The following is an 18,693-nucleotide window of genomic DNA, read 5'->3' as shown; positions in this document are numbered from 1 at the left end:
GGGCCCCAGCTCATCCACGGTTTAAGCCACCTGAGGGGTGACGGGCTCTCGACCGCCGCCACGGATCAGGCAAGCACCTGGTCCGTGGCACCCTCAACAATGCACGATTCCAAACACACAAGGGGTGTTCCAGCGGAGTGACACGTTGGTGTTCCCTGGAACACCCCTCATCCGACCTCGCTTCGCGAGGCCACCTTCCCCCACAAGGGGGGAAGGAAGAAGCGCGCCTCACGCATTCCCGATCAGCACGCCGGCCGCGAACACCAGGGCGCCGCCCAGCACCACCTGGAAGGCGGCGCGCAGGAACGGGGTCTGCATGTAGCGGTTCTGGACGAAGGCGATGGCCCACAATTCGAAGAACACCACCACGGCGGCAACGGCGGTGGCCGTCCAGAAATGCGGGATGAGGTAGGGTAGCGCGTGGCCGAGCCCGCCCGCGGACGTCATGACGCCGGTGGTGATGCCGCGTTTTACCGGCGAGCCCCTGCCCGACAATTTGCCGTCGTCGGAAGCGACCTCGGTGAAGCCCATTGAAATGCCGGCGCCGATCGAGGCGGCCAGCCCGACCAGAAAGGTCTGCCAGGTATCATGGGTCGCAAAGGCGGCGGCGAAGATCGGCGCCAGCGTCGAGACCGATCCATCCATCAGACCAGCCAGCCCGGGCTGCACGTAGGTCAGGATGAACTGACGCTGTTCGGCGGCGGCCTCTTCGTCCTTCACATCGCCCGGTACGTGCGTCTGCTCCAGCGCATGAGCCGAGCTTTCATGGCCCTGTTCGGCCGCGGCCAGGTCGCCGAGCAGTTTGCGGGTCGAGGCGTCGGTGGTGCGCTTGGCCGCCTCGACATAAAACAGATAGGCCTGTCGCTCCATCGCCTCGGCCTGGCGGCGCACGGCCTCGACGCCGAGCGGCCGCACCAGCCAGTCGGGCTTGCGCTCATAATAGCCCTTCACATGTTCACGGCGGATCAACGGAATGCGCTCGCCGAAGCGCTTGCGGAAGAGTTCGATCAGCGAGTCGCGATGGCCGTCTTCCTCCTCGGCCATGGCTTCGAACAGTTTGGCCGACTGCGGGAAAGTCTCGGCCAGCCCGTCCGCATAGGCCCGGTAAATGCGCCCGTCATCTTCCTCCGATGAAATGGCCAGCGCCAGGATCTCCTGTTCGGAGAGCGATTCGAAGGGGCGGCGGCCGAAGCCGAAAACACGGGAAAGCATGAGAAAATCATCCTAGTTTAGAATGGTTCTAAACTAAGGTTTACGGCGTCCGTGGTCAATCGCGCGCTTGGCCGGCGGTTCAAGAATAGTTGAAGCCCCGGTCTGGGTATCGCTCTTCATTATCAGTGAATGTTCGCCTATATCTGGAGCCAAGCCATAAAAAGGAACGAGCTGATGACGGCAAAGACGCCTCCGCACGCCTATGATCCGAAACCGGTCCTCGATCTCATCGCCAGCATCGAGGCCGACCTGCAGCGCCTGAAGGGCCTGGTCGAGCAGCAGGTCGAGAAATTCGACCCCGCCAATCCACACAACAAGGCGCCGGACGGCAAGCTGACCGAGGAAGGCGTCGAGTGCTGCTACCGCATGTTCGACGAAGGCAAGTCACGCTATACGGTGGCCCAGCAGATGAAGATCTCGTTCGCCGCCGCCACGCATCGGTTCAACGGCTGGCGCAAGCTGGGCGGGAGCAAACGGCAGCGGACGTTGCTGGGTTAGGATTGGGCTAAGGGCCCTTGGGGCAGGACGCGGCCAATTGCCAAGGCTAGCGCCACCCCTCATTGCCCTGCCGGGCATTTCTCCCCGTATAGTGACGGGGAGAAAACAGCTGACCTCGGCGGCAAGCGCCCCTCTCCCTGTCACTATACGGGGAGAGGATGCCGGCAGGCAGGTGAGGGGCAGCACCGCCCGCCGTTCTGACTCACCAACTTTGTCCCTGTCACATTTTTTCGTTGGCATCGCGCAAGCCTTTCCGTGCACCATGACCGGATCGCATCACCAGGACCCGCCATGACCATCCCTCCCGGCATCGCCGACATCCACGCCGCCGCCGCTCGCCTCTATGGCCTGATCGTCGAGACCCCGTTGCTCGAATCGCAGGAGCTGAACCGGCGCTTCGGCGGCCGCATCCTGTTCAAGCCGGAGACGCTGCAGCGCACCGGGTCGTTCAAGTTCCGCGGCGCCTACAGCAAGCTGTCGTCACTGAGCGAGGAAGAGCGGTCCCGTGGCGTCGTCGCCTTTTCCTCGGGCAACCATGCGCAAGGGGTGGCGGCTTCCGCCGCCATGTTCGGCGTCAAGGCGGTCATCGCCATGCCGGCGGATGCGCCCGACATGAAGATCGCCAATGTCCGCAAGATGGGAGCGGAGGTGGTGCCCTTCGACCGTTTCAAGGACGACCGCATGACGGTGGTCCGTCCCTATCTGGACAAGGGCATGGCGTTGGTGCCGCCCTTCGACGACCCGGCCATCATTGCCGGCCAGGGCACGATCGGACTGGAGCTGGTGAAGCAGGCGCGGGCGCTCGGCGTCAGGCTCGACGCGGTCGTCATTCCCTGCGGCGGTGGCGGCCTGACCAGCGGCATTTCCGTTGCGGTCAAGGATGCCTCGCCCGGCACCGCGATCTGGGCGGTCGAGCCCGAGCATTTCGACGACACGCGCCGCTCGCTGGCAGCGGGCGCCAGGGTCTCGAACGAGCCGGGTTACAGTTCGATCTGCGACGCCATCCTCACCGCCGAGCCGGGCGCCATCACCTTCGAGATCAACCGCCGCAACCTCGCCGGCGCCATTGCGGTTTCCGATAGAGCGACCGCGCAGGCGATGCGCGACGCCATGGCCCATCTCAAACTGGTGGTCGAGCCCGGCGGCTGCGTCGGGCTGGCGGCGCTGTCGTCGGGCGAGATAGACCTTGCCGGCAAATGCGTCGCCGTGGTGCTCTCCGGCGGCAATGTCGATTTCGGCACCTATGCCGAGATCATGGCGGCGGCTTAGAGGCGTCGGTCATTCGGTGGCCCCTAACCTCTAATCCAGCGTGCGGCGGAACCGGAGCAGAGCCGTGCCTGCAAACACCCCCACGAACAGCACCAGCCAGCCGACCTCGGCTCCTATCGCATGGAAGTCGGCACCCTTGAGCATCACCGCCCGGGTGACGCGCAGGAAATGCGTGAGCGGAAAGATCTCGCCCAGCACCTGCGCCCAACCGGGCATGCCGCGATAGGGGAACATGAAGCCCGACAGCAGCAGCGACGGCAGGAAGAAGAAGAAGGTGAGCTGCATCGCCTGCATCTGTGAGCCTGCCATGGTCGAGATCGTGTAGCCGAGCAGCACCAGCGCCAGCACAAAGACAAGCACCGCAGACAAAAGCAGCGTCAGCGAGCCGACGAACGGGATGCTGAACAGGAGCTTCGCCGCGGTCAACACCACCGCCACCTGCACCGCGCCGACGACGAGGAAGGGCAGCACCTTGCCGAGCATGATCTCGGCCGGGCTGGAAGGCATCGCCAAAAGGTTTTCCATCGTGCCGCGTTCGGTCTCACGGGTCAGCGCCATGGCGGTCATCATCACCATGGTCATCTGCAGGATCACGCCGAGCAGGCCAGGCACGATGTTGTATTGCGAGATGCCTTCGGGATTGTAGCGCTGGTGCACCACCACCTGCAGCTGCCCCCTGGCGCTTTCAGCGGCCGCCGCCTGCATGCCCTGCGCGCGCAGCAGCGCTTGGCTCGCCACCTTGCTCAATGTCGAAACGGCGCCGCTCGCCGCCGACGGGTCGGTTGCGTCGGCCTCGATCAGGATCTGCGGGTTGTCGCCGCGCTCGACCCGCCGGGCGAAATCGGCGGGGATCGTCACCACGAAAGAGACAGCGCCCTTGGCCATCAGTTCCTCGGCCTCCGCGGCGCTCTGCGCGACAAAGTCGAAGTGGTAGTAACCCGTCATCTGGAGGGCGGAGGCCATGGCGCGCGTATACTGGTCGTTGCTGATGGCAACGAGCGCCGTCGGCAGGCTCTTGGGATCGTTGTTGATGGCGAAGCCAAACAGCACCAGTTGCAACAGCGGCACGCCCAGCATCATGGCGAAGGTGATGCGGTCGCGCCGCATCTGGATGAACTCCTTGATCAGCAGCGCGCCGAGCCGGGCAAAGGAAAAGACGCTGTTCATGCCATGTTTCATGTCATGTTGTCCTTCGAACCGGACATGAACTGGATGAAGACGTCCTCGAGGCTGGTTTCGCCAGGCGTCACGGTCACGCCCTTGTGCTCTCTCTCGACATCGGCAAGCGCTGCTTCAAGCTTCTTGCGGTCGGAGCCGACGACATGCAGCGTGGCGCCGAACGGCGCCACCTGGTCGACGCCGGCGCGGCCCTCAAGCGCTTCGGCCACCTTGTCAAGCCGCGGACCCTGCACCACGAAAGTGGTCAGCCCTGCGTTCTTCACCACCTCGGCCACGGTGCCGGTGGCCAGCATCTTGCCGTAGGAGATGTAGCTGATGCGGTGGCAGCGCTCGGCCTCGTCCATATAGTGGGTGGAGACCAGCACGGTCAGCCCGCCGCTGGCCAGGCGATGGATCTCGTCCCAGAACTCGCGCCGCGCCTTCGGGTCGACGCCGGCCGTCGGCTCGTCGAGCAGAAGCAGCTTCGGCTTGTGCATGATGCAGGCGGCCAGCGCCAGCCGCTGCTTCCAGCCGCCGGACAAGGTGCCGGCCAGCTGGTTGCGGCGCGTCGCCAGGCCGAGCTCCTCCAATGTCCGGGCGACATACTCCTCGACCGGTCTCAGCCGGTAAAGCCGCGCCACGAATTCCAGATTCTCGCCGATCGTCAGATCCTCGTAGAACGAGAATTTCTGCGTCATGTAGCCGACTTCGCGCTTGATCCTGAGCGAGTCCGTGCGGATGTTGAAACCCAGCACCGTGCCTTCGCCCTCGTCCGGCGTCAGCAGGCCGCACATGATGCGGATGGTGGTGGTCTTGCCCGAGCCGTTGGGGCCGAGGAAGCCGACGATCTCGCCCTCGGCGACCGACATGGTCACATGGTCGACGACGGTCTTGTCGCCGAAGCGCTTGACCAGGCCGCGGACGTCGATGGCGTTCATTTTCCCATATCCGCGAGATCGACATCGACGATCTGGCCGGGCTGCAGCGGCCCCGCATCGCCCTCCGGCCGCGCCTCGACGAGGTAGACCAGCTTCTGCCGGTTTTCCAGGGAGTAGATCACCGGCGGGGTGAATTCGGGATCGGGCGAGATATAGCTGACGCGCGCCCTCACGTCCGGGCCGCAGCCGTCGCAATGGACGCTGAGCAGGCTGCCGACCTTGACCGAGGAGAAGGCCGCTTCCGGAATATAGACGCTGAGCTTCACCGCGCCGTCGGGGAGCACCGAGATGACAGGCGCGGTCGGGCCCGCCGTGTCGCCGGGATTGCGGATGACGTCGTTGACGCGGCCGGGCGAAGGGGCCGCGAGCGTGCGCTTGGAGAGGCGCCACACCGCCTGCTCCAGTTCGGCCTGCGCCTGCTTGACCTGGTTGTCGGCGGCCTTGATCGTCTCGGCGCGCGCCGGCAGGCCGCCGACGGCGAGATTGGCCTCGGCCTGGCCGACCTGGGCGTTGGCGGTTTCCAGCGTCGCCGAGGCGGTGTCATAGTCGGCCTGGGTGCCGGTGCCGCGCTTGAACAGATCGGCGGCGCGAGCGTATTTGCGTCTTGCGTCGTCTGCCTGCGCCTTGGCCATGTCGACTTGAGCCTTGAGTGCGGCGATTTCTTCGGGCCGCTTGCCGACCTGCAGGTCGGCCAACTGCGCCTGTGCTTGGGCGAGGCTTGCCTGCGCCTGCGCCACCGCGATCCTGGCATCGGCATTTTCGAGTGTCACCACGGTGGCTCCCGGCGTGACGCGATCGCCGCGCTTCACCGTCACCGTCTCGACCTGCGCCACCTCGATCGGCGCCAGCAGCACATAATCGCCCTCGACATAACCGACGGCGAGCGGTGCCGCCGGGGCGCAGGCACCGAACAGCTGGGCGGCGAGCGGCAGCGAACACAGGAAGCTCATTGTCTTGGTCCCTTCATCCCTACCCCTTTTCGGGCGGCCAGCATGGCGCCGAGGTTGTCCGTGGTGGCCGCCACCACCTTGGCGGCCTCGGCGGCACCGATGTCTTGCCAGCCCATGCGGCGCATCACCGCCTCGCGGCCGATGCGGAAATAGATGACCTGGCCGATCAGCGTGAACACGGTGAGCCGGGTCCGTTCGCTCTCGGCCGGCTCGCCGGTGGCTTGCTCCCAGAGCAGGCACAGGCGGCGATGCGCCGGCTCGAAGACGCCGTCATAGATGCGGTCGAGCGCCGCCGTCGGATGCGACAGTTCGCGCAGCACGAACTGCACGATCTCCCCGGCCTGCGGGCTGGCCACGACAAAGCCGACCATCCGTTCCAGGGCCGCGAACAGCTGCGCGCGCGCCGCCTCCGGGTCGCCAGCCGTCGCGGCCTGTTCATTGAGCGCCTGACCGGCGACGGCCTGAATGGTCTCGACGATGAAGTCGGCGGCAGCGGCGCGAAGACCTTCCTTGCCACCGAAATGATAGGCGATCGAGCCGATATTGGCCCCCGCCTCGGCGGCGATTTCACGCGTCGAGGTGCCGTCGAAGCCCTGCCGCCCGAACAGTTTCAGCGCCGCCCGAACGAGCGCGGCACGCGTTAGCTCAGCCGGGGATGTCGCGTGGCGGGGCGGCTTGGCGTCCGACAACTTGATCATGACAAGCACTTTAATCAATCGATTGATTAAAGTCAACTTGTGTGCGGTGCCGTCTTGCCATCGCCTTCGGCAAACGCTTTAGTGCGCGGCCATGGGCAAGGAAGTCGAGCGTAAGTTCCTGGTCTCCAGCCCCGCGTGGCGGGACCTGGTGGAAGCGGATATCCGCATTCTCCAGTTCTATCTCGCCACGGCACCCGGACGAACCGTCCGCATCCGCATCAGTGATGGCGCCTCGGCCAAGCTGACGCTCAAATTCGGCAGCAGCGCGCGCGAGCGCGACGAATTCGAATATCCGATCCCGCTGGCGGAGGCGGTGGAGATGCTGGACTTCGCCATCGGACGTGTCATCGAGAAGACACGTCACCATGTTAGGCATCGCGGCTACCTCTATGAAGTCGATGTCTTTGGCGGCGCACTGGCGGGACTTGTGGTGGCCGAACTGGAGACTCCGGAAGACGTTCCGGATGAAATGCTGCCGGACTGGCTCGGCCGTGAAGTCACCGGTGAACAGATGTTCTACAACGCGTCGCTCGCCCTCGGGGGGATACCGGAGATCGCCGCATGAGCTTTCGCATAGACCCGCGCCTGCCGCTGACCGGCGAGGTCAGACGCATCCTTGCCGAGGAAATCGGCAAGGCCCTGCAACATCTGGACGTGGCGCGCACTCGGCCCGAACAGGGGCTACACAAATGCCGCAAGCGGCTAAAGAGCGCGCGCGCCTTGTTGCGCCTCGTTCGTTCCGGAGACGAAACGTTCTGTGCCACGGAAAACCAATGCTATCGCAATGTGGCGGCGCTGCTTGCCGGCCCGCGTGAAGCGACAGCTCTGATCGAAACCATCGATCGGCTGGCGGCGGCCTTTGCCAGGGAAAGCGCCGATGGCGGGCTCGATGCCGTGCGCGACCGGCTGATCGCACGCCAGCATGATTTGCACGAAGGCGCCGGGCTGCGGGCCGCGATCGGCGCGGCCGCCGCCGCCTGCGAAGACGGCATGAAGCGCATCGAAACCCTTACCCTGCCCGACCAGCCGGAGCAGGCCGCCGACGTGCTTGCCGAAGGCGCCCGCGCCACCTTGCGCCGTGCAAGGAAGGCGCTCGACAAGGCCGGCTCGCACGGCGAGGCCGGCGATTTCCACGACCTGCGCAAGGCGGCCAAGACGCATGGCATGCACCTGTCGCTGCTCGGCAGGCTGTGGCCGACCCCGATCAAGGCGCGGCGCAAGGCCGTCGATGCGCTGGGCGAACGTCTCGGCGAACTGCATGATGTGTTCGTCATGCGTGCGTTGCTCGAGGCGGACGACGAGCCGCTGGGACCGCCCGAGGATACGAAACTTCTCGGCAAGCTGCTCAAGCGTTCGGAAAAGAGCCTGAAGAAGACGTGCCTTGCCGAGGCGGCCGAACTGTTTGGCGACAGCCCCAAGCGCTCGACGAAAAAGCTTGCCCGCAAGGCCCGCGACGATCTTGCCGGCTCGGCCGAAGACGCCGGCGCACTTGCGGCCACCGGCTGATCCGGACCGAACATGCTTTGCCGTCGGGCACCGGCCTGTGGTAATCGCCATAGCCGATGACCGAGCCTGGCGACATGCTTCTGGATCGATTGGGCCGCTGGCTTGCCGGTCGGCTGCAGGAAGAATCCTCGGGATACGAGCCCTACACGCCTTCCGACGCCGAAACACTGCGCCGCACGCTGGAGCCGGGCGACGTCCTGCTGATCGAAGGCAACCAGAAGATCTCGGCGGCGATCAAGTATCTGACCCAGTCGACATGGTCGCATGCGGCCTTCTATGTCGGCGATGCTTTGGCCGAACCGGATGACGGCTCGGAACGCAGGCGGCTGATCGAGGTCACGCTCGGCGAAGGCTGTGTCGCCGTACCCTTGTCGCGGTACCGGACCTACAATACCCGCATCTGCCGGGCGAGCGGCCTGGCACCCGAAGACCGCGACAAGGTCGTCGCCTTCATGATCAGCAAGCTCGGCCTGAGATACGACCTCAAGAACATCTTCGACATGCTGCGCTATTTCATGCCGACGCCGCCGGTGCCGGTGCGCTGGCGCCGCCGCATGCTGGCCTTCGGCTCCGGCGACCCGACGCGGGCGATCTGCTCGACGCTGATTGCCGAGGCTTACGGCCAGATCCGCTATCCGATCCTGCCCGAGATATCCCGCGCGCCCGGCCGCGCCTCGGCGCAGTCGACCTATATGCGCAGGGAAATCTTGCACATCCGCCATCACTCGCTCTACACGCCGCGCGATTTCGACCTGTCGCCGTTTTTCCGCATCGTCAAGCCGACGCTGGAATACGGCTTCGACTACAGGGCCGTGACCTGGGACGACAAGGCAAGCACGGACGCCGCAGCCGCAAAGGCTGGCGCAACCGCGAAGGACACGTGATGGCTTTCCGCCTAGGTCAGGACATGCCTGGCGCGGCCTACCGCTATCCTGCCGAGGTGCAGCGTTTCACATGGCGGCCTATGTCACGCCGGAACCGCAACAACACCCTGGTTTTCGGCTCTGCGTTCGACCCAGACATGGACCGGTTCGTCCCGGCCGCGGATGCTCATCGGTCCATGATCGCGCGCATTCAACGGTGTCGTGGGCGATTCCGCCTTCGCTGCCTCAATCAGTCGTGACCCAAAGCAAATATTCGCCTGAAGCTCACGGCAGAGCGACTGCAAACGGCTGGCGACGTTGACGGTGTCGCCCACCACCGCGAAGGACAGATTGCGCTCGCTGCCGACCGCGCCGATGACCACTGCGCCATATTGTACACCGATCCGAACGTCCAGCGGCGGGTATCCCCTGGACACACGCTGTACATTCCAGTCCTCGAGAGCGGCGACCATCGCTTCAGCGCACTGGATGGCCCGAGTCGCGTCGTCATGGCTGGCTTGCGGAACCCCGAATGTCGCCATGATGCAATCGCCGATATAGTTATCGACGGTGCCACGGTGGTCGAAAACGACTTGTTCCATGCGACGGTGGAACTGACGCAGGAGTTCGAACACTGCTTCGGCCGGATGATCCTCGGAATAGTGTGTGAAGCCGACGATGTCGGCGAACAGCACCGCGATATCCTGCCGGCGAACCGGGCCGAAGGGCTCGTCATCGGCGGCGAGCTGGTCGACGACATTGGGCGAAAAATGCCGGGCGAGATTGGCGCGGGCGCGCTCTGCCTTGACATAGTCTTCCGACAGATGTCGGGAACGAAAGACGACCAGCGCCATGATCGCGCCGATAATCAGCACGACCAACACGTTGGTCGCCTGCGCGAATGTATCGACGAAATTGGGGTTGAGATAGAGGTTCAGTCGCTCTGTCATTGGCAGCGAATAGAGGTTCGTCGCCGGAATTACGGTTCCCGGATGGGAAATCACCCATCCCACCCCGATCGCCCATGTCAGGGCCGCGAGCGCGCCGAGATAGAGTGCCAATCGTGTCGAAAGGGTCAGAGCGCCAAGGCATACGAAAATCAGCAGGTATTTAAAGCTGCCCTCGCGCAGTTGCATCGCGGCCGGCGCGACCTCGAGGGAAAACGGGTTGGGCGTTATCAGCAGAACGGTCAACAGAATGATGTCCAGCGTACCGGTGAGGTAACCGATCCACCATCGCGCCGTACGACGGCGAGCAAAGAGAAACTGGATCAGGCCGACAAGCTGGAACAGCACGAGGCCCGCCAGCACGAAGAGCAGCGAAGCATCCCAGCGGCTGGTCAATGAAAAGAAGCAGGAGATCACGGCGAGCGATGCCGTACGCGCCCAGAACTGTAATGCAGCACCCTGGCGTTCTGCGCGCGCCCGCAAATTTTTCAGGCGCGAATAGCGGCGAAGTTCAAGTGTTGGCGCGGTCGACATAGGATCACTTCGATTTCATGGGGACGTGTCACGCATTCGGCAAACCCGCCTTCTACAATCTGACAAATCAGTGCGCGAACTCTATCATGAATGTGATTTCGTTTTCTGTATCAGGCCGGTAACGGGCGGCGTCCCTTTGCAGGAGCGGCGGGCCGATCGAACGCCCCGGCGTCGCGCGGATGCGGGCCGATCGGCATGATCGCCTCGAACGGCGTGGCGCCGAAGGCGAACGTCCATTTGTAGCCGACCAACCCGTCCTCGGGCGTGGTGTGCTGGTCGTGATGGGCGAGCAGTTTCGCGCGGTCGGCCAGTTCCTCGGCCTCGCGCCGCACCATTTCCGCCGTCTCCGGCCGCATCCGCCTGGAGAAGCTGACGAAGGTCGCCTCCTTCTCGATATGGGTGATCGCCCAACCTATGAAATTCTTGTTGGTCATCTCGAACAACGGCCTGAGCGGCCCCTCGAAATTCCACTGGATCGGCGTCTCGACCAGCAATTTCGCCGACAGACCACGGCCGAGCGCGATCAGGCCGAGCTGCTCGAGGTCGCGCAGATAGAGGAACATCGAGGCTTCGCTCAGGCCCTGCGAGCGCATGATGCCTTCAGGCGTGAACTTTTCCGACAGCATGACGAAGACGAATAGCAGCGCCGGACGGCCGGCGAGCCGGCGCTCGATCTCCGGCGCGACGTGGTTGACCGGCCCCGGCCCCCTGCTCATCGAGCCGAGCACGTTTTCCAGTTCCACGCCGGCGGCGGCGCAGATCTCCACCAGCCGGTCGAGCTTGCAGTTCTTCTCATGGAAGATGCGCTTCACCGTCGGCTCGGAAACGCCCATGCGTTCGGCAAGCTCGCGATAGGTGACGCCCTTCGCCTTCAGCGTCCGCTTAAGCGCCTCGAAGACCAGACCGTTCATGGGATGCACCTCTTGCCGTCGGTTTCGTATCGGTATTCGATACTAGTGGCAATCTGGCTTCCCGAAAAGTATCGAAAAGCCTAGCTCTTCGCCGACATCAAAGGAGAGCAGTCATGAATATCTTCGTCACCTCAGCCTTTATCGCCACCATCGGCATAGCGGCCGCACCGCCGGCCCAGGCCGGAGAACTCTGGCGGGCAACGGGCCTCGAACAGCCGGAATCGGCGCTGTTCGACGCCGCCAATAACCGCATCATCGTTTCCAACATATCAGGCAATCCGGGCGACGCCGACGGCATTGGTTATCTCAGCGTGCTGTCCACGGAGGGCAAGATCGTCACCCAGCACTGGACCGACGGCATGGACGCGCCCAAGGGCATGGCGATAGCGGGCGGCAAGCTCTATGTCGCCGACATCACCAAGGTCCGCGTCGTCGACCTCGCCAGCGGCAAGCTCATCGCCAGCATCGTGATCCCGAATGCCGTCTTCCTGAACGACATGACGTCGGACCAGTCAGGCAAGGTCTATGTCACCGACATGCTGGCCGACACGATCTGGCGTATCGACGGCGACAGACCGGAGCTGTTTGTCAGGGACGCCATGCTCGCTGCACCCAACGGCGTCTTCGCCGATGGCAACAGGCTGATCGTCGCCTCCTGGGGCAAGGGCATCAAGCCCGACTTCAGCACGGTCGAGCCGGGCGGGCTGCTGGCGGTCGACCTCGCCAGCAAGACGGTGACGCCGCTGGCGGGCGCGCAGAAATTCGCCGACCTCGACGGCGTCATCGCGCTGGGCGACACCATCTATGCCACCGCCTACATGACCGGCACGCTGTACCGATACAGGACCGGCAGCGCGCCGGAAGCGGTGGTGCATTTCAAGCCGGGCAGCGCCGACATCGGCACCGACGGCAAGTCGATCCTCTATGTGCCGCTGATGAACGAGGGCGAGGTGGCGGCGCTAAAGATCGATTGAGAGCCATACCGGCCGCTCCAGGAGCGTTGGCGCTCACACCTGCAGCAGCGTCTTGATGGCGCGGCGCTCGTCCATGGCCTTGTAGCCTTCGGCGACCTGTTCGAGCGGAAGAACCAGGTCGAAGACCTTGCCGGGATTGATCTTGCCCTCGGTGACGAGAGCGATCAGTTCGGGCAGGTAACGGCGCACCGGCGCCGGGCCGCCATGGAGGTGCACATGGGCGAAGAACAGCTGCTGCCCATCCAGTTGCACCTGGTGGGGAACGCCGACATAGGAGACATAGCCGCCTTTGCGGGTCGACCCGATCGCCTGCTTCATCGATTCCTGCGTGCCGACGCATTCGAGCACGGAGTCGGCGCCTCCCCTGACTACCTCGCCCGGCATCCGGCGCCCGGCACGCCTCAGGACCTCGTCCAGTACGATTGCATCAACCACCGGCAGTCGCGCTCGGGCGGCCTCTACGCCTGGGAATTCGCCAGGGACGGGCGAGAGCTGAGGGTGCGCGTCGACGGACAGCTGACTTTCAATTCGACGATCCCCATGATCGACGCCACCGTGAGCGGACTTGGGATCGCCTACGTGCCGGAGAATTTGGTGACCGACGAGCTTCGGTCGGGCCGGTTGGTGCTGATGCTCGACGAATGGTGCCCGCTGTTCCCGGGCTATTACCTCTACTATCCGACCCGCCGGCAGAACTCGCCCGCCTTCGCGGTGATCGCCAATGCCCTGCGCCATGCGGATGTCTAATGAAAAATGATCGATAGGCGCGGCCGGCGGCGCCTCGGCTGGCTTTGCGAACGCCGTTCCGCGCAATCTCGAAGGTCCGCTCTAGGCAGGCATATATGGTATGACGGCCCGGCATCGGCGGCCAAGGAGTTCGAGATGGAAGACCGAGAGATCAGAGCGGCCCTGGATCGTCACTGGGCCGCTTCCGACACCAGCGACTTCGAAGCTGAGCACGAGATCTACCGGGAGGACGCAGTGCTCGACTATCCGCAATCGGGCGAGCGCATAAGCGGGCGGCGCAACATCCAGTCGTCCCGCGCCGCGCAGCCGAACCGCAAGCGCTTCATCGTGCGCCGCATCACAGGCACCGGTGACCTCTGGGTCACCGAATATGTCCTGACCTATGACGGGCGGCCGTCCTACACGGTCAGCATCATGGAGTTCCTCGACGGCAAGGTGGTCCGCGAGACGCAGTATTTCGGCGATCCGTTCGAACCCGGACCTTCGCGCGCGCAATGGGTCGAACGGATCCCGTGAACCGCTCGACAAATCATCCACCGCTCGCGCGGGAAGAACTGCCGGACGATACGGCCGCCCTTGCCCGTTATCTCATCGGCAAGCTGGTGGTGCGCGACTTGCCCGACGGCAGGGTCAGCGGGCGGATCGTCGAGACGGAAGCCTATGTCGCCGGCGATGCCGCCGGGCATGGCTTTCGAGGGATGACGGAGCGCAACCGGTCGCTGTTTCTCGAGCGCGGGCACGCCTATGTCTATCTCGCCTATGGCATCTCGTTCATGCTGAACGTTTCGAGCGAGGCGCAAGGCACGGGAACCGGCGTGCTGATCCGGGCGCTGGAACCGCTGGAAGGCATCGAGATCATGCGGCTGAACCGTGGCGTCGAGCGCCTGCGCGACCTGGCGCGCGGGCCCGGAAGGCTGGCCGCGGCATTGCGGATCGATCGATCGCTCGACGGGCTCGACCTTTGCCGGGAAGGCTCGCTATGGCTTGCACACGATGAATTCGAGGCCGGCGCGATCGGACAGGGCATCAGGATCGGCATTTCGAAGGACGCGGACCGCCTGCTTCGCTTTTACCTGAAGGAAAGTCCTTTCGTCAGCGGCCCGGCATCGCTCAACCGTTGAGCGACGGTTGCTCCGCCTCTTGTTTTCCCGCCAGCTGCGCCCGCGCATCGCCGATCGACGCGGCATAGGTCACCAGCGGCCGCTTGACGCTTGCGGCACGTTAGCGTCTTCGCCTGATTGTCCATTTCTCGATATTTTCCGAGGATTTCAGCCTAAGGTGCCGCACATTCGGGGCAGGGGATAACGAGGTTGAACGTTTTCAAGATCTTGATGACATCAGCAGGCTTGCTACCAATGGCTTTGGCCCTGGCGGGCTGTGGTGGGCACCTCATCAACAGGTTGATCTGACGGCGAGGTCAGGCATCGTCGCTCACCGCCTGGCGCCGTTGCAGAATCCTCGCCACCAGCCAGCATAGCATCGCCCAGGCGAAGCCGGCACACCAGCCCGCCAGCACATCGGACGGCCAGTGGACGCCCAGATAGACGCGGCTGACGCCGACCAGCACCGTCGTCAGCACCGCCAGGAACAACACGTAGACCTTGGTGGTTCGGCCTGGCAGGAAGCGTGCCGCCAGCGAACCGAGCGTGAGATAGGTCACCGCCGACAGCATGGCGTGGCCGCTCGGGAAGGAGAGCGAGGTCTCGTTGACCAGATGCGAAACCAGTTCCGGGCGTGGCCGGTCGACGCCGACTTTCAGCAGGCTCGACAGGAGCTGGCCGCCCGCCACGGCAACGAAGATGAGAAGCGCGGTGCCTCGCCTGCGGATCAAAAGCAGATATATGATCGCCGCCGTGGTGATCAGCACCAGCACGCTGGTACTGCCAAGACTGGTGACGTCGCGCATCGCCCCTTCCAGCCATGATGGACCGATGGGAACGCCGGGCTGGCCCGGCTGGCGGAAGGCAAGCAGGATTTCGGTATCGAAGGCGTGCGGCGTGGTGGCCCGTGCCACCTCCATCAATTCCTCGAACGCCCACAGCCCACCAGCGATGACCAGGCCGGCCAGCAGCACCGGGAATTCGACCCGGTTGAGCAGCGTTTTCGCAGCGTTTTTCATCGGCACGGTTATAACCGCCCTTGCAGATAGGGCCCAAGGGTGATCAGCGCCACGGCGGCGATCGCCAGCATGATGCCGGTCGCCTGCAGCGCGTTGACGCGCTCGCCGAAGAACACCAGCGCCACGACATTGACCGAGACCAGCTGGATGACCGCCGAAAGGCTGAACGACACCGACATGCCGAACTCGCGGATCAGCCGCAGCATGATCAGATTGCCCAGCGAATAGAGCGCCAGCGTCAGCAGGATCTTGCCCAGGCTCGGCGCCAGTCCCCATTGCTTGGCGGCGGTCGCCGCCAGCAGGAAGATCACCGTTGAAAAACCCAGCTGCAGCAATCCCGAAAAACTCAACGTCCGTCCCCCTCGAAGTGGCTTTCGCCTGATATCGCGGACCTTGTTTCCGAAGCGCGCCGAGACGTCAAGCGAGGTCGTTGCAACGAAGGTCTTGGCAACGGCGAGACTGAAGCTCAATGTGCTGGAATCGCCCAGCATATCGATAGAAGGGCGGTCAGGGGACCATGATTCGTATTCTTCAGAACTTGGCGCGGCGCTGGAGCGAGCTTTCCCTTGCCCTGCAATTCGTCGTTGCCGGCGGCTTTGGGCTGCTGGTCGTCATGCTGATCGTGGGGACTTGGGTGACGACGCAGATCCGGGACGGCGTCATTCGCAATTCGGCCGCCACGACGGCGCTTTATGTCGACAGTGTGATTGCGCCGCTGCTGCCCGACCTGCGCAAGAGCGAGGAGCTCAGCGAATCCGTCAAACAGGCGCTCGACGAGACACTCGGCCAGGGCGCGCTCGGCAAACGCCTGGCGTCGTTCAGGCTCTGGCGCCGCGACGGCACGGTGCTCTACGCGAAGGACGCGGATTTGATCGGCCGCCGCTTCGAGCTGAACAAAAATCTGCGTTCCGCCTTCCAGGGTAGCGTCATGGCCCAGTTCGATACGTTCGACGAGGACGAAGACAAGGAGCGGGCCGCGGGTGTGCCGTTGCTCGAAATCTACAATCCGGTGCGCGAACCCTGGTCCGGCGACGTGGTCGCCGTCACCGAATTCTACGAGCTCGCCGGCGATTTCAAGGCCACCCTGGCTTCCGCCCTGCTGTCGAGCTGGCTGATCGTGGCCGGCACCACCTTGACGGCATTCCTGCTTCTGTCGGGCATCGTCCTGCGCGCCAGCCGCACCATCGACGACCAGCGCGGGGCGCTGCGCCGCCAGGTGTCGGAACTGCAGGGCCTGGTGACGCAGAACAGCGCCTTGCGGCAGCGCGTGCAGCGGGCGTCCCGCCGCGCCACCGCGCTCAACGAACGATACCTGCGCCGGATCGGCGCCGACCTGCATGACGGCCCGGCCCAGCTCGTGGCCCTGGCGGCGCTGCGCATGGACAGCCCGGTGTTTACCGGCGACGGCCATGGCAGCGAAGGCCGCTCGACCGAGGTCGCCATGATCCGCAAGACGCTGGAGGACGCGATGCGCGAGATTCGCGGCATCTGCACCGGCCTGGTGCTGCCGCAGATAGAAACGGCGGCGGCGGCGGACGTGTTGCGGCTGGCCGTCGAGGAACATGAGCACCGGACGGGCACGTCGGTGACGCTTACGCTGCCCAAACATTTGCCCGAGCCCGGCGCTTCTGAGAAGATCAGTGTCTATCGCTTCGTGCAGGAGGGGCTGAACAATGCCTACCGCCACGGACGGGGCAAGGATCAGGCGGTGCGTGCGGGAATGAAGAATGGCCGGCTTTTCGTCGAAGTGTCGGATGGCGGGCCGGGCTTCGATCCGGCTCGGGCCGAGGGGTTGGGGCTGGCCGGCCTCAGGGAGCGGGTTGAAAGCATTGGCGGACAGTTCGAAACCCTGACGGGGCCGAAGGGCACGAAACTGGTGATCCGTTTTTCGGTCGAGGAGCAAGCATAATGGGCGCCATCCGCATCGCCATTGTCGACGACCATCCTCTCTTCCGCGAGGGTGTGACACGCAGCCTGTCGGAGATCGGAGGCTTCGAGGTGGTCGGAGAAGGGGCTACCGCGCAGGACGCGGAACGCATCGCCTCGACCGTGCAGCCCGACATATTGCTGCTCGACATTTCCATGCCCGGCGGCGGCCTGGCCGCGGTTGCAAGCATCCTTGCCGACCATCCCGCCCAGAAGATCGTCATGCTGACCGTTTCGGAGGCCAATGCCGACGTGACCAAGGCCCTGAACGCGGGGGTGCACGGCTATATCCTCAAAGGAGTCGGGTCGCGCTCGCTTGCCGATATCCTGCGCAACGTGGCGGCCGGCGAAAGCTATCTTTCGCCGATGTTGTCGGCCCGGCTGCTTTCCGATGTGCAGTCGTTGCAGCCCACCAACGGCGTGGCGGACCGGCTGCGGCAACTCACCGGCCGACAGACCGAAATCCTGCGGCTGGTGGCGGAAGGACTGAGCAACAAGGAAGTTGCCTTGCGCCTGGAACTGCAGGAGAAGACCGTCAAGCACCACATGACGGGGGTGCTGTCGAAACTCAGCGTGCGGAACCGCACCGAGGCTGCCCTCATGATGCGCGAGTTTCGCGACCGCGAGAGGGACTTCTCATAGAGCGGTTCGGCGTCGTTGGAATCGCCGACTTACGGCAACGCAGCCAGGGAAAGCGCTACGTGCTTTCCCTGGAATTCTCCAAGTCATCGCAGCATTGGAACACAGCGCGAAAACGAGGTCACCTCCGCCGGGGGGCGGCGGAGGTGACGTGTGAAGCTGGTCGTTGCCTGTTGACCAGCTTCACAAGGCCTAGATTTCAGAAGGCCGAGATTTCAGAAGGCCAAGGTTCAGAGGGCCTTGAGGCGGCTGACATCGGCCGGTGTGGCCGGGCGGTCGATGATCGTGCGGTCGAGCGCATCCTTCATCCTGAAACGGCCGTTCTCGATCTTTTCCGTTATGCCGTCGGGGTGCTGAACCGTAATCTTGTTGCCGTCCACGTCGATCTCGTCGCCGGTGATGGCGTTGACATGGCTGCTCTTCCCGCTCTGGCCCTTGCCGGACCCTGAATTGCCGCCACCGTTATCAGCGCCATTTCCGTTGCCGTTGTTGCCGCCGCCGTTGCCGTTTCCATTGTTGCCGCCGCCGTTTCCGCCGCCGCTATTCCCACCGCCACCGCCGCCGTCATTGCCACCCCCACCCTTGCCGGCGAGTGCGGTCGCGGCCTCGATTCCAGGCACGAAGCCATGAAAGGCAATTCCATAGGGAGCGATGGTCAGCGCCAGAAGCGCCGCCGATCCGAAAGCCAGCCGGCAACAACGGGCCGTTATCGATCCGTGCATCCTGAACTCCGTCGATTGAGCCGGCGCGCCCACCCCAACGTTGCAGTGCAACCAACATCGCCGAAACACGTGGTGACCGGAA

Annotated in this window: 20 protein-coding genes and 2 pseudogenes; 11 read left to right on the top strand and 11 right to left on the bottom strand. The window is 64.2% G+C overall.

Going from position 1 to position 18,693, the window contains the following annotated elements; translation table 11 throughout:
- Positions 1–228 precede the first annotated feature (228 nt).
- Complete coding sequence (mbfA, locus tag EN824_RS32495; RefSeq protein WP_127280439.1) at positions 229–1,212, bottom strand: iron exporter MbfA; 984 nt, start codon at positions 1,210–1,212, stop codon at positions 229–231.
- Between the two features lie 174 nt (positions 1,213–1,386).
- On the opposite strand from mbfA, the gene EN824_RS32490 reads away from it, so the two are divergent.
- Positions 1,387–1,710 (top strand): hypothetical protein, encoded by a 324-nt coding sequence (locus EN824_RS32490; protein WP_127280438.1) that lies wholly within the window; start codon positions 1,387–1,389, stop codon positions 1,708–1,710.
- 291 nt (positions 1,711–2,001) lie between these two features.
- Entirely contained in the window at positions 2,002–2,979 is a 978-nt protein-coding gene (locus tag EN824_RS32485; RefSeq protein ID WP_135933101.1) for a threonine/serine dehydratase, read from the top strand.
- A 30-nt stretch (positions 2,980–3,009) separates the two neighbouring features.
- Here the strand turns inward: EN824_RS32485 and EN824_RS32480 are convergent, their stop codons facing one another.
- Genes EN824_RS32480 through EN824_RS32465 form a run of 4 tightly spaced genes read right to left on the bottom strand, consistent with a single transcriptional unit; the run spans position 3,010 to position 6,723 of the window.
- Complete coding sequence (locus EN824_RS32480) at positions 3,010–4,146, bottom strand: ABC transporter permease (protein WP_135863014.1); 1,137 nt, start codon at positions 4,144–4,146, stop codon at positions 3,010–3,012.
- Between the two features lie 8 nt (positions 4,147–4,154).
- Entirely contained in the window at positions 4,155–5,075 is a 921-nt protein-coding gene (locus EN824_RS32475; RefSeq protein ID WP_135862912.1) for an ABC transporter ATP-binding protein, read from the bottom strand.
- Positions 5,072–6,025, bottom strand: coding sequence for an HlyD family efflux transporter periplasmic adaptor subunit (locus tag EN824_RS32470; RefSeq protein WP_135862914.1), 954 nt, complete (start codon positions 6,023–6,025; stop codon positions 5,072–5,074). Before EN824_RS32470 ends, EN824_RS32475 begins: the two co-directional genes overlap by 4 nt.
- Entirely contained in the window at positions 6,022–6,723 is a 702-nt protein-coding gene (locus EN824_RS32465) for a CerR family C-terminal domain-containing protein (protein ID WP_135862916.1), read from the bottom strand. The genes EN824_RS32470 and EN824_RS32465 overlap by 4 nt, the downstream gene beginning before the upstream one ends.
- 91 nt (positions 6,724–6,814) lie before the next feature.
- Between EN824_RS32465 and EN824_RS32460 the strand changes: the two genes are divergently transcribed.
- The 3 genes from EN824_RS32460 to EN824_RS32450 are packed head-to-tail and all read left to right on the top strand — an operon-like array spanning position 6,815 to position 9,113.
- Positions 6,815–7,288, top strand: coding sequence for a CYTH domain-containing protein (locus tag EN824_RS32460; protein WP_135862918.1), 474 nt, complete (start codon positions 6,815–6,817; stop codon positions 7,286–7,288).
- Entirely contained in the window at positions 7,285–8,229 is a 945-nt protein-coding gene (locus EN824_RS32455; protein WP_135921768.1) for a CHAD domain-containing protein, read from the top strand. Before EN824_RS32460 ends, EN824_RS32455 begins: the two co-directional genes overlap by 4 nt.
- Before the next feature lie 56 nt (positions 8,230–8,285).
- The gene (locus tag EN824_RS32450) at positions 8,286–9,113 is read left to right on the top strand and encodes a lipo-like protein (protein WP_135862922.1); all 828 of its coding nucleotides are present in this window, start codon (positions 8,286–8,288) and stop codon (positions 9,111–9,113) included.
- Positions 9,114–9,196: 83 nt separating this feature from the next.
- On the opposite strand, the gene EN824_RS32445 is transcribed toward EN824_RS32450, so the two are convergent.
- Positions 9,197–10,573, bottom strand: coding sequence for an adenylate/guanylate cyclase domain-containing protein (locus EN824_RS32445; RefSeq protein WP_127871069.1), 1,377 nt, complete (start codon positions 10,571–10,573; stop codon positions 9,197–9,199).
- Positions 10,574–10,683: 110 nt separating this feature from the next.
- On the bottom strand, positions 10,684–11,484 hold the full coding sequence (locus tag EN824_RS32440; RefSeq protein WP_135862925.1) for a helix-turn-helix transcriptional regulator: 801 nt from the start codon (positions 11,482–11,484) through the stop codon (positions 10,684–10,686).
- A gap of 113 nt (positions 11,485–11,597) precedes the next feature.
- Between EN824_RS32440 and EN824_RS32435 the strand changes: the two genes are divergently transcribed.
- Positions 11,598–12,458: an ATP/GTP-binding protein gene (locus EN824_RS32435; RefSeq protein WP_135862927.1), complete on the top strand. Its 861-nt coding sequence runs from the start codon at positions 11,598–11,600 to the stop codon at positions 12,456–12,458.
- A 33-nt stretch (positions 12,459–12,491) separates the two neighbouring features.
- On the opposite strand, the pseudogene EN824_RS36345 reads toward EN824_RS32435, so the two are convergent.
- Positions 12,492–12,818 (bottom strand): annotated as a pseudogene (locus EN824_RS36345) (zinc-binding dehydrogenase); the annotation flags it as partial.
- Between EN824_RS36345 and EN824_RS36340 the strand changes: the two are divergent.
- The 3 genes and pseudogenes from EN824_RS36340 to EN824_RS32415 form a co-directional block, all read left to right on the top strand.
- Positions 12,816–13,205, top strand: a pseudogene (locus EN824_RS36340) (LysR substrate-binding domain-containing protein); the annotation flags it as partial. The pseudogenes EN824_RS36345 and EN824_RS36340 sit on opposite strands and share 3 nt — an antisense overlap.
- A 135-nt stretch (positions 13,206–13,340) precedes the next feature.
- Positions 13,341–13,721 (top strand): nuclear transport factor 2 family protein, encoded by a 381-nt coding sequence (locus EN824_RS32420; protein ID WP_127278296.1) that lies wholly within the window; start codon positions 13,341–13,343, stop codon positions 13,719–13,721.
- Complete coding sequence (locus EN824_RS32415) at positions 13,700–14,326, top strand: DNA-3-methyladenine glycosylase (RefSeq protein ID WP_127278297.1); 627 nt, start codon at positions 13,700–13,702, stop codon at positions 14,324–14,326. The genes EN824_RS32420 and EN824_RS32415 overlap by 22 nt, the downstream gene beginning before the upstream one ends.
- Positions 14,327–14,622: 296 nt before the next feature.
- On the opposite strand, the gene EN824_RS32410 is transcribed toward EN824_RS32415, so the two are convergent.
- Entirely contained in the window at positions 14,623–15,324 is a 702-nt protein-coding gene (locus EN824_RS32410) for a phosphatase PAP2 family protein (RefSeq protein WP_127278298.1), read from the bottom strand.
- Positions 15,325–15,332: 8 nt separating this feature from the next.
- Complete coding sequence (locus EN824_RS32405; protein ID WP_056585458.1) at positions 15,333–15,674, bottom strand: hypothetical protein; 342 nt, start codon at positions 15,672–15,674, stop codon at positions 15,333–15,335.
- A gap of 167 nt (positions 15,675–15,841) precedes the next feature.
- Between EN824_RS32405 and EN824_RS32400 the strand changes: the two genes are divergently transcribed.
- Complete coding sequence (locus EN824_RS32400; protein WP_127871065.1) at positions 15,842–17,233, top strand: sensor histidine kinase; 1,392 nt, start codon at positions 15,842–15,844, stop codon at positions 17,231–17,233.
- Positions 17,230–17,892 carry a response regulator transcription factor gene (locus EN824_RS32395; RefSeq protein WP_127871064.1) on the top strand — a complete coding sequence of 221 codons (663 nt, stop codon included), beginning with the start codon at positions 17,230–17,232 and terminating at the stop codon, positions 17,890–17,892. The genes EN824_RS32400 and EN824_RS32395 overlap by 4 nt, the downstream gene beginning before the upstream one ends.
- A gap of 227 nt (positions 17,893–18,119) precedes the next feature.
- Here EN824_RS32395 and EN824_RS32390 read toward each other — a convergent pair whose 3' ends face one another.
- Positions 18,120–18,611: a hypothetical protein gene (locus EN824_RS32390; RefSeq protein ID WP_127871063.1), complete on the bottom strand. Its 492-nt coding sequence runs from the start codon at positions 18,609–18,611 to the stop codon at positions 18,120–18,122.
- Between the last annotated feature and the right edge of the window lie 82 nt (positions 18,612–18,693).

This window comes from Mesorhizobium sp. M8A.F.Ca.ET.181.01.1.1 (assembly GCF_004792025.1).
In the GTDB taxonomy this organism is placed as follows: Bacteria; Pseudomonadota; Alphaproteobacteria; order Rhizobiales; family Rhizobiaceae; genus Mesorhizobium.
Note: the sequence above shows the minus strand (reverse complement) of the source record. Positions and strands in the feature narration are given on the sequence as shown.

Coding starts and splice junctions, on each gene's coding strand:
- EN824_RS32420 (WP_127278296.1), top strand. CDS start 13,341: ATGGAAGACCGAGAGATCAGAGCGGCCCTGGATCGTCACTGGGCCGCT.
- EN824_RS32485 (WP_135933101.1), top strand. CDS start 2,002: ATGACCATCCCTCCCGGCATCGCCGACATCCACGCCGCCGCCGCTCGC.
- EN824_RS32460 (WP_135862918.1), top strand. CDS start 6,815: ATGGGCAAGGAAGTCGAGCGTAAGTTCCTGGTCTCCAGCCCCGCGTGG.
- EN824_RS32400 (WP_127871065.1), top strand. CDS start 15,842: ATGATTCGTATTCTTCAGAACTTGGCGCGGCGCTGGAGCGAGCTTTCC.
- EN824_RS32440 (WP_135862925.1), bottom strand. CDS start 11,484: ATGAACGGTCTGGTCTTCGAGGCGCTTAAGCGGACGCTGAAGGCGAAG.
- EN824_RS32410 (WP_127278298.1), bottom strand. CDS start 15,324: ATGAAAAACGCTGCGAAAACGCTGCTCAACCGGGTCGAATTCCCGGTG.
- EN824_RS32415 (WP_127278297.1), top strand. CDS start 13,700: ATGGGTCGAACGGATCCCGTGAACCGCTCGACAAATCATCCACCGCTC.
- EN824_RS32470 (WP_135862914.1), bottom strand. CDS start 6,025: ATGAGCTTCCTGTGTTCGCTGCCGCTCGCCGCCCAGCTGTTCGGTGCC.
- mbfA (WP_127280439.1), bottom strand. CDS start 1,212: ATGCTTTCCCGTGTTTTCGGCTTCGGCCGCCGCCCCTTCGAATCGCTC.
- EN824_RS32450 (WP_135862922.1), top strand. CDS start 8,286: ATGACCGAGCCTGGCGACATGCTTCTGGATCGATTGGGCCGCTGGCTT.
- EN824_RS32455 (WP_135921768.1), top strand. CDS start 7,285: ATGAGCTTTCGCATAGACCCGCGCCTGCCGCTGACCGGCGAGGTCAGA.
- EN824_RS32475 (WP_135862912.1), bottom strand. CDS start 5,075: ATGAACGCCATCGACGTCCGCGGCCTGGTCAAGCGCTTCGGCGACAAG.
- EN824_RS32490 (WP_127280438.1), top strand. CDS start 1,387: ATGACGGCAAAGACGCCTCCGCACGCCTATGATCCGAAACCGGTCCTC.
- EN824_RS32390 (WP_127871063.1), bottom strand. CDS start 18,611: ATGCACGGATCGATAACGGCCCGTTGTTGCCGGCTGGCTTTCGGATCG.
- EN824_RS32435 (WP_135862927.1), top strand. CDS start 11,598: ATGAATATCTTCGTCACCTCAGCCTTTATCGCCACCATCGGCATAGCG.
- EN824_RS32445 (WP_127871069.1), bottom strand. CDS start 10,573: ATGTCGACCGCGCCAACACTTGAACTTCGCCGCTATTCGCGCCTGAAA.
- EN824_RS32465 (WP_135862916.1), bottom strand. CDS start 6,723: ATGATCAAGTTGTCGGACGCCAAGCCGCCCCGCCACGCGACATCCCCG.
- EN824_RS32480 (WP_135863014.1), bottom strand. CDS start 4,146: ATGAACAGCGTCTTTTCCTTTGCCCGGCTCGGCGCGCTGCTGATCAAG.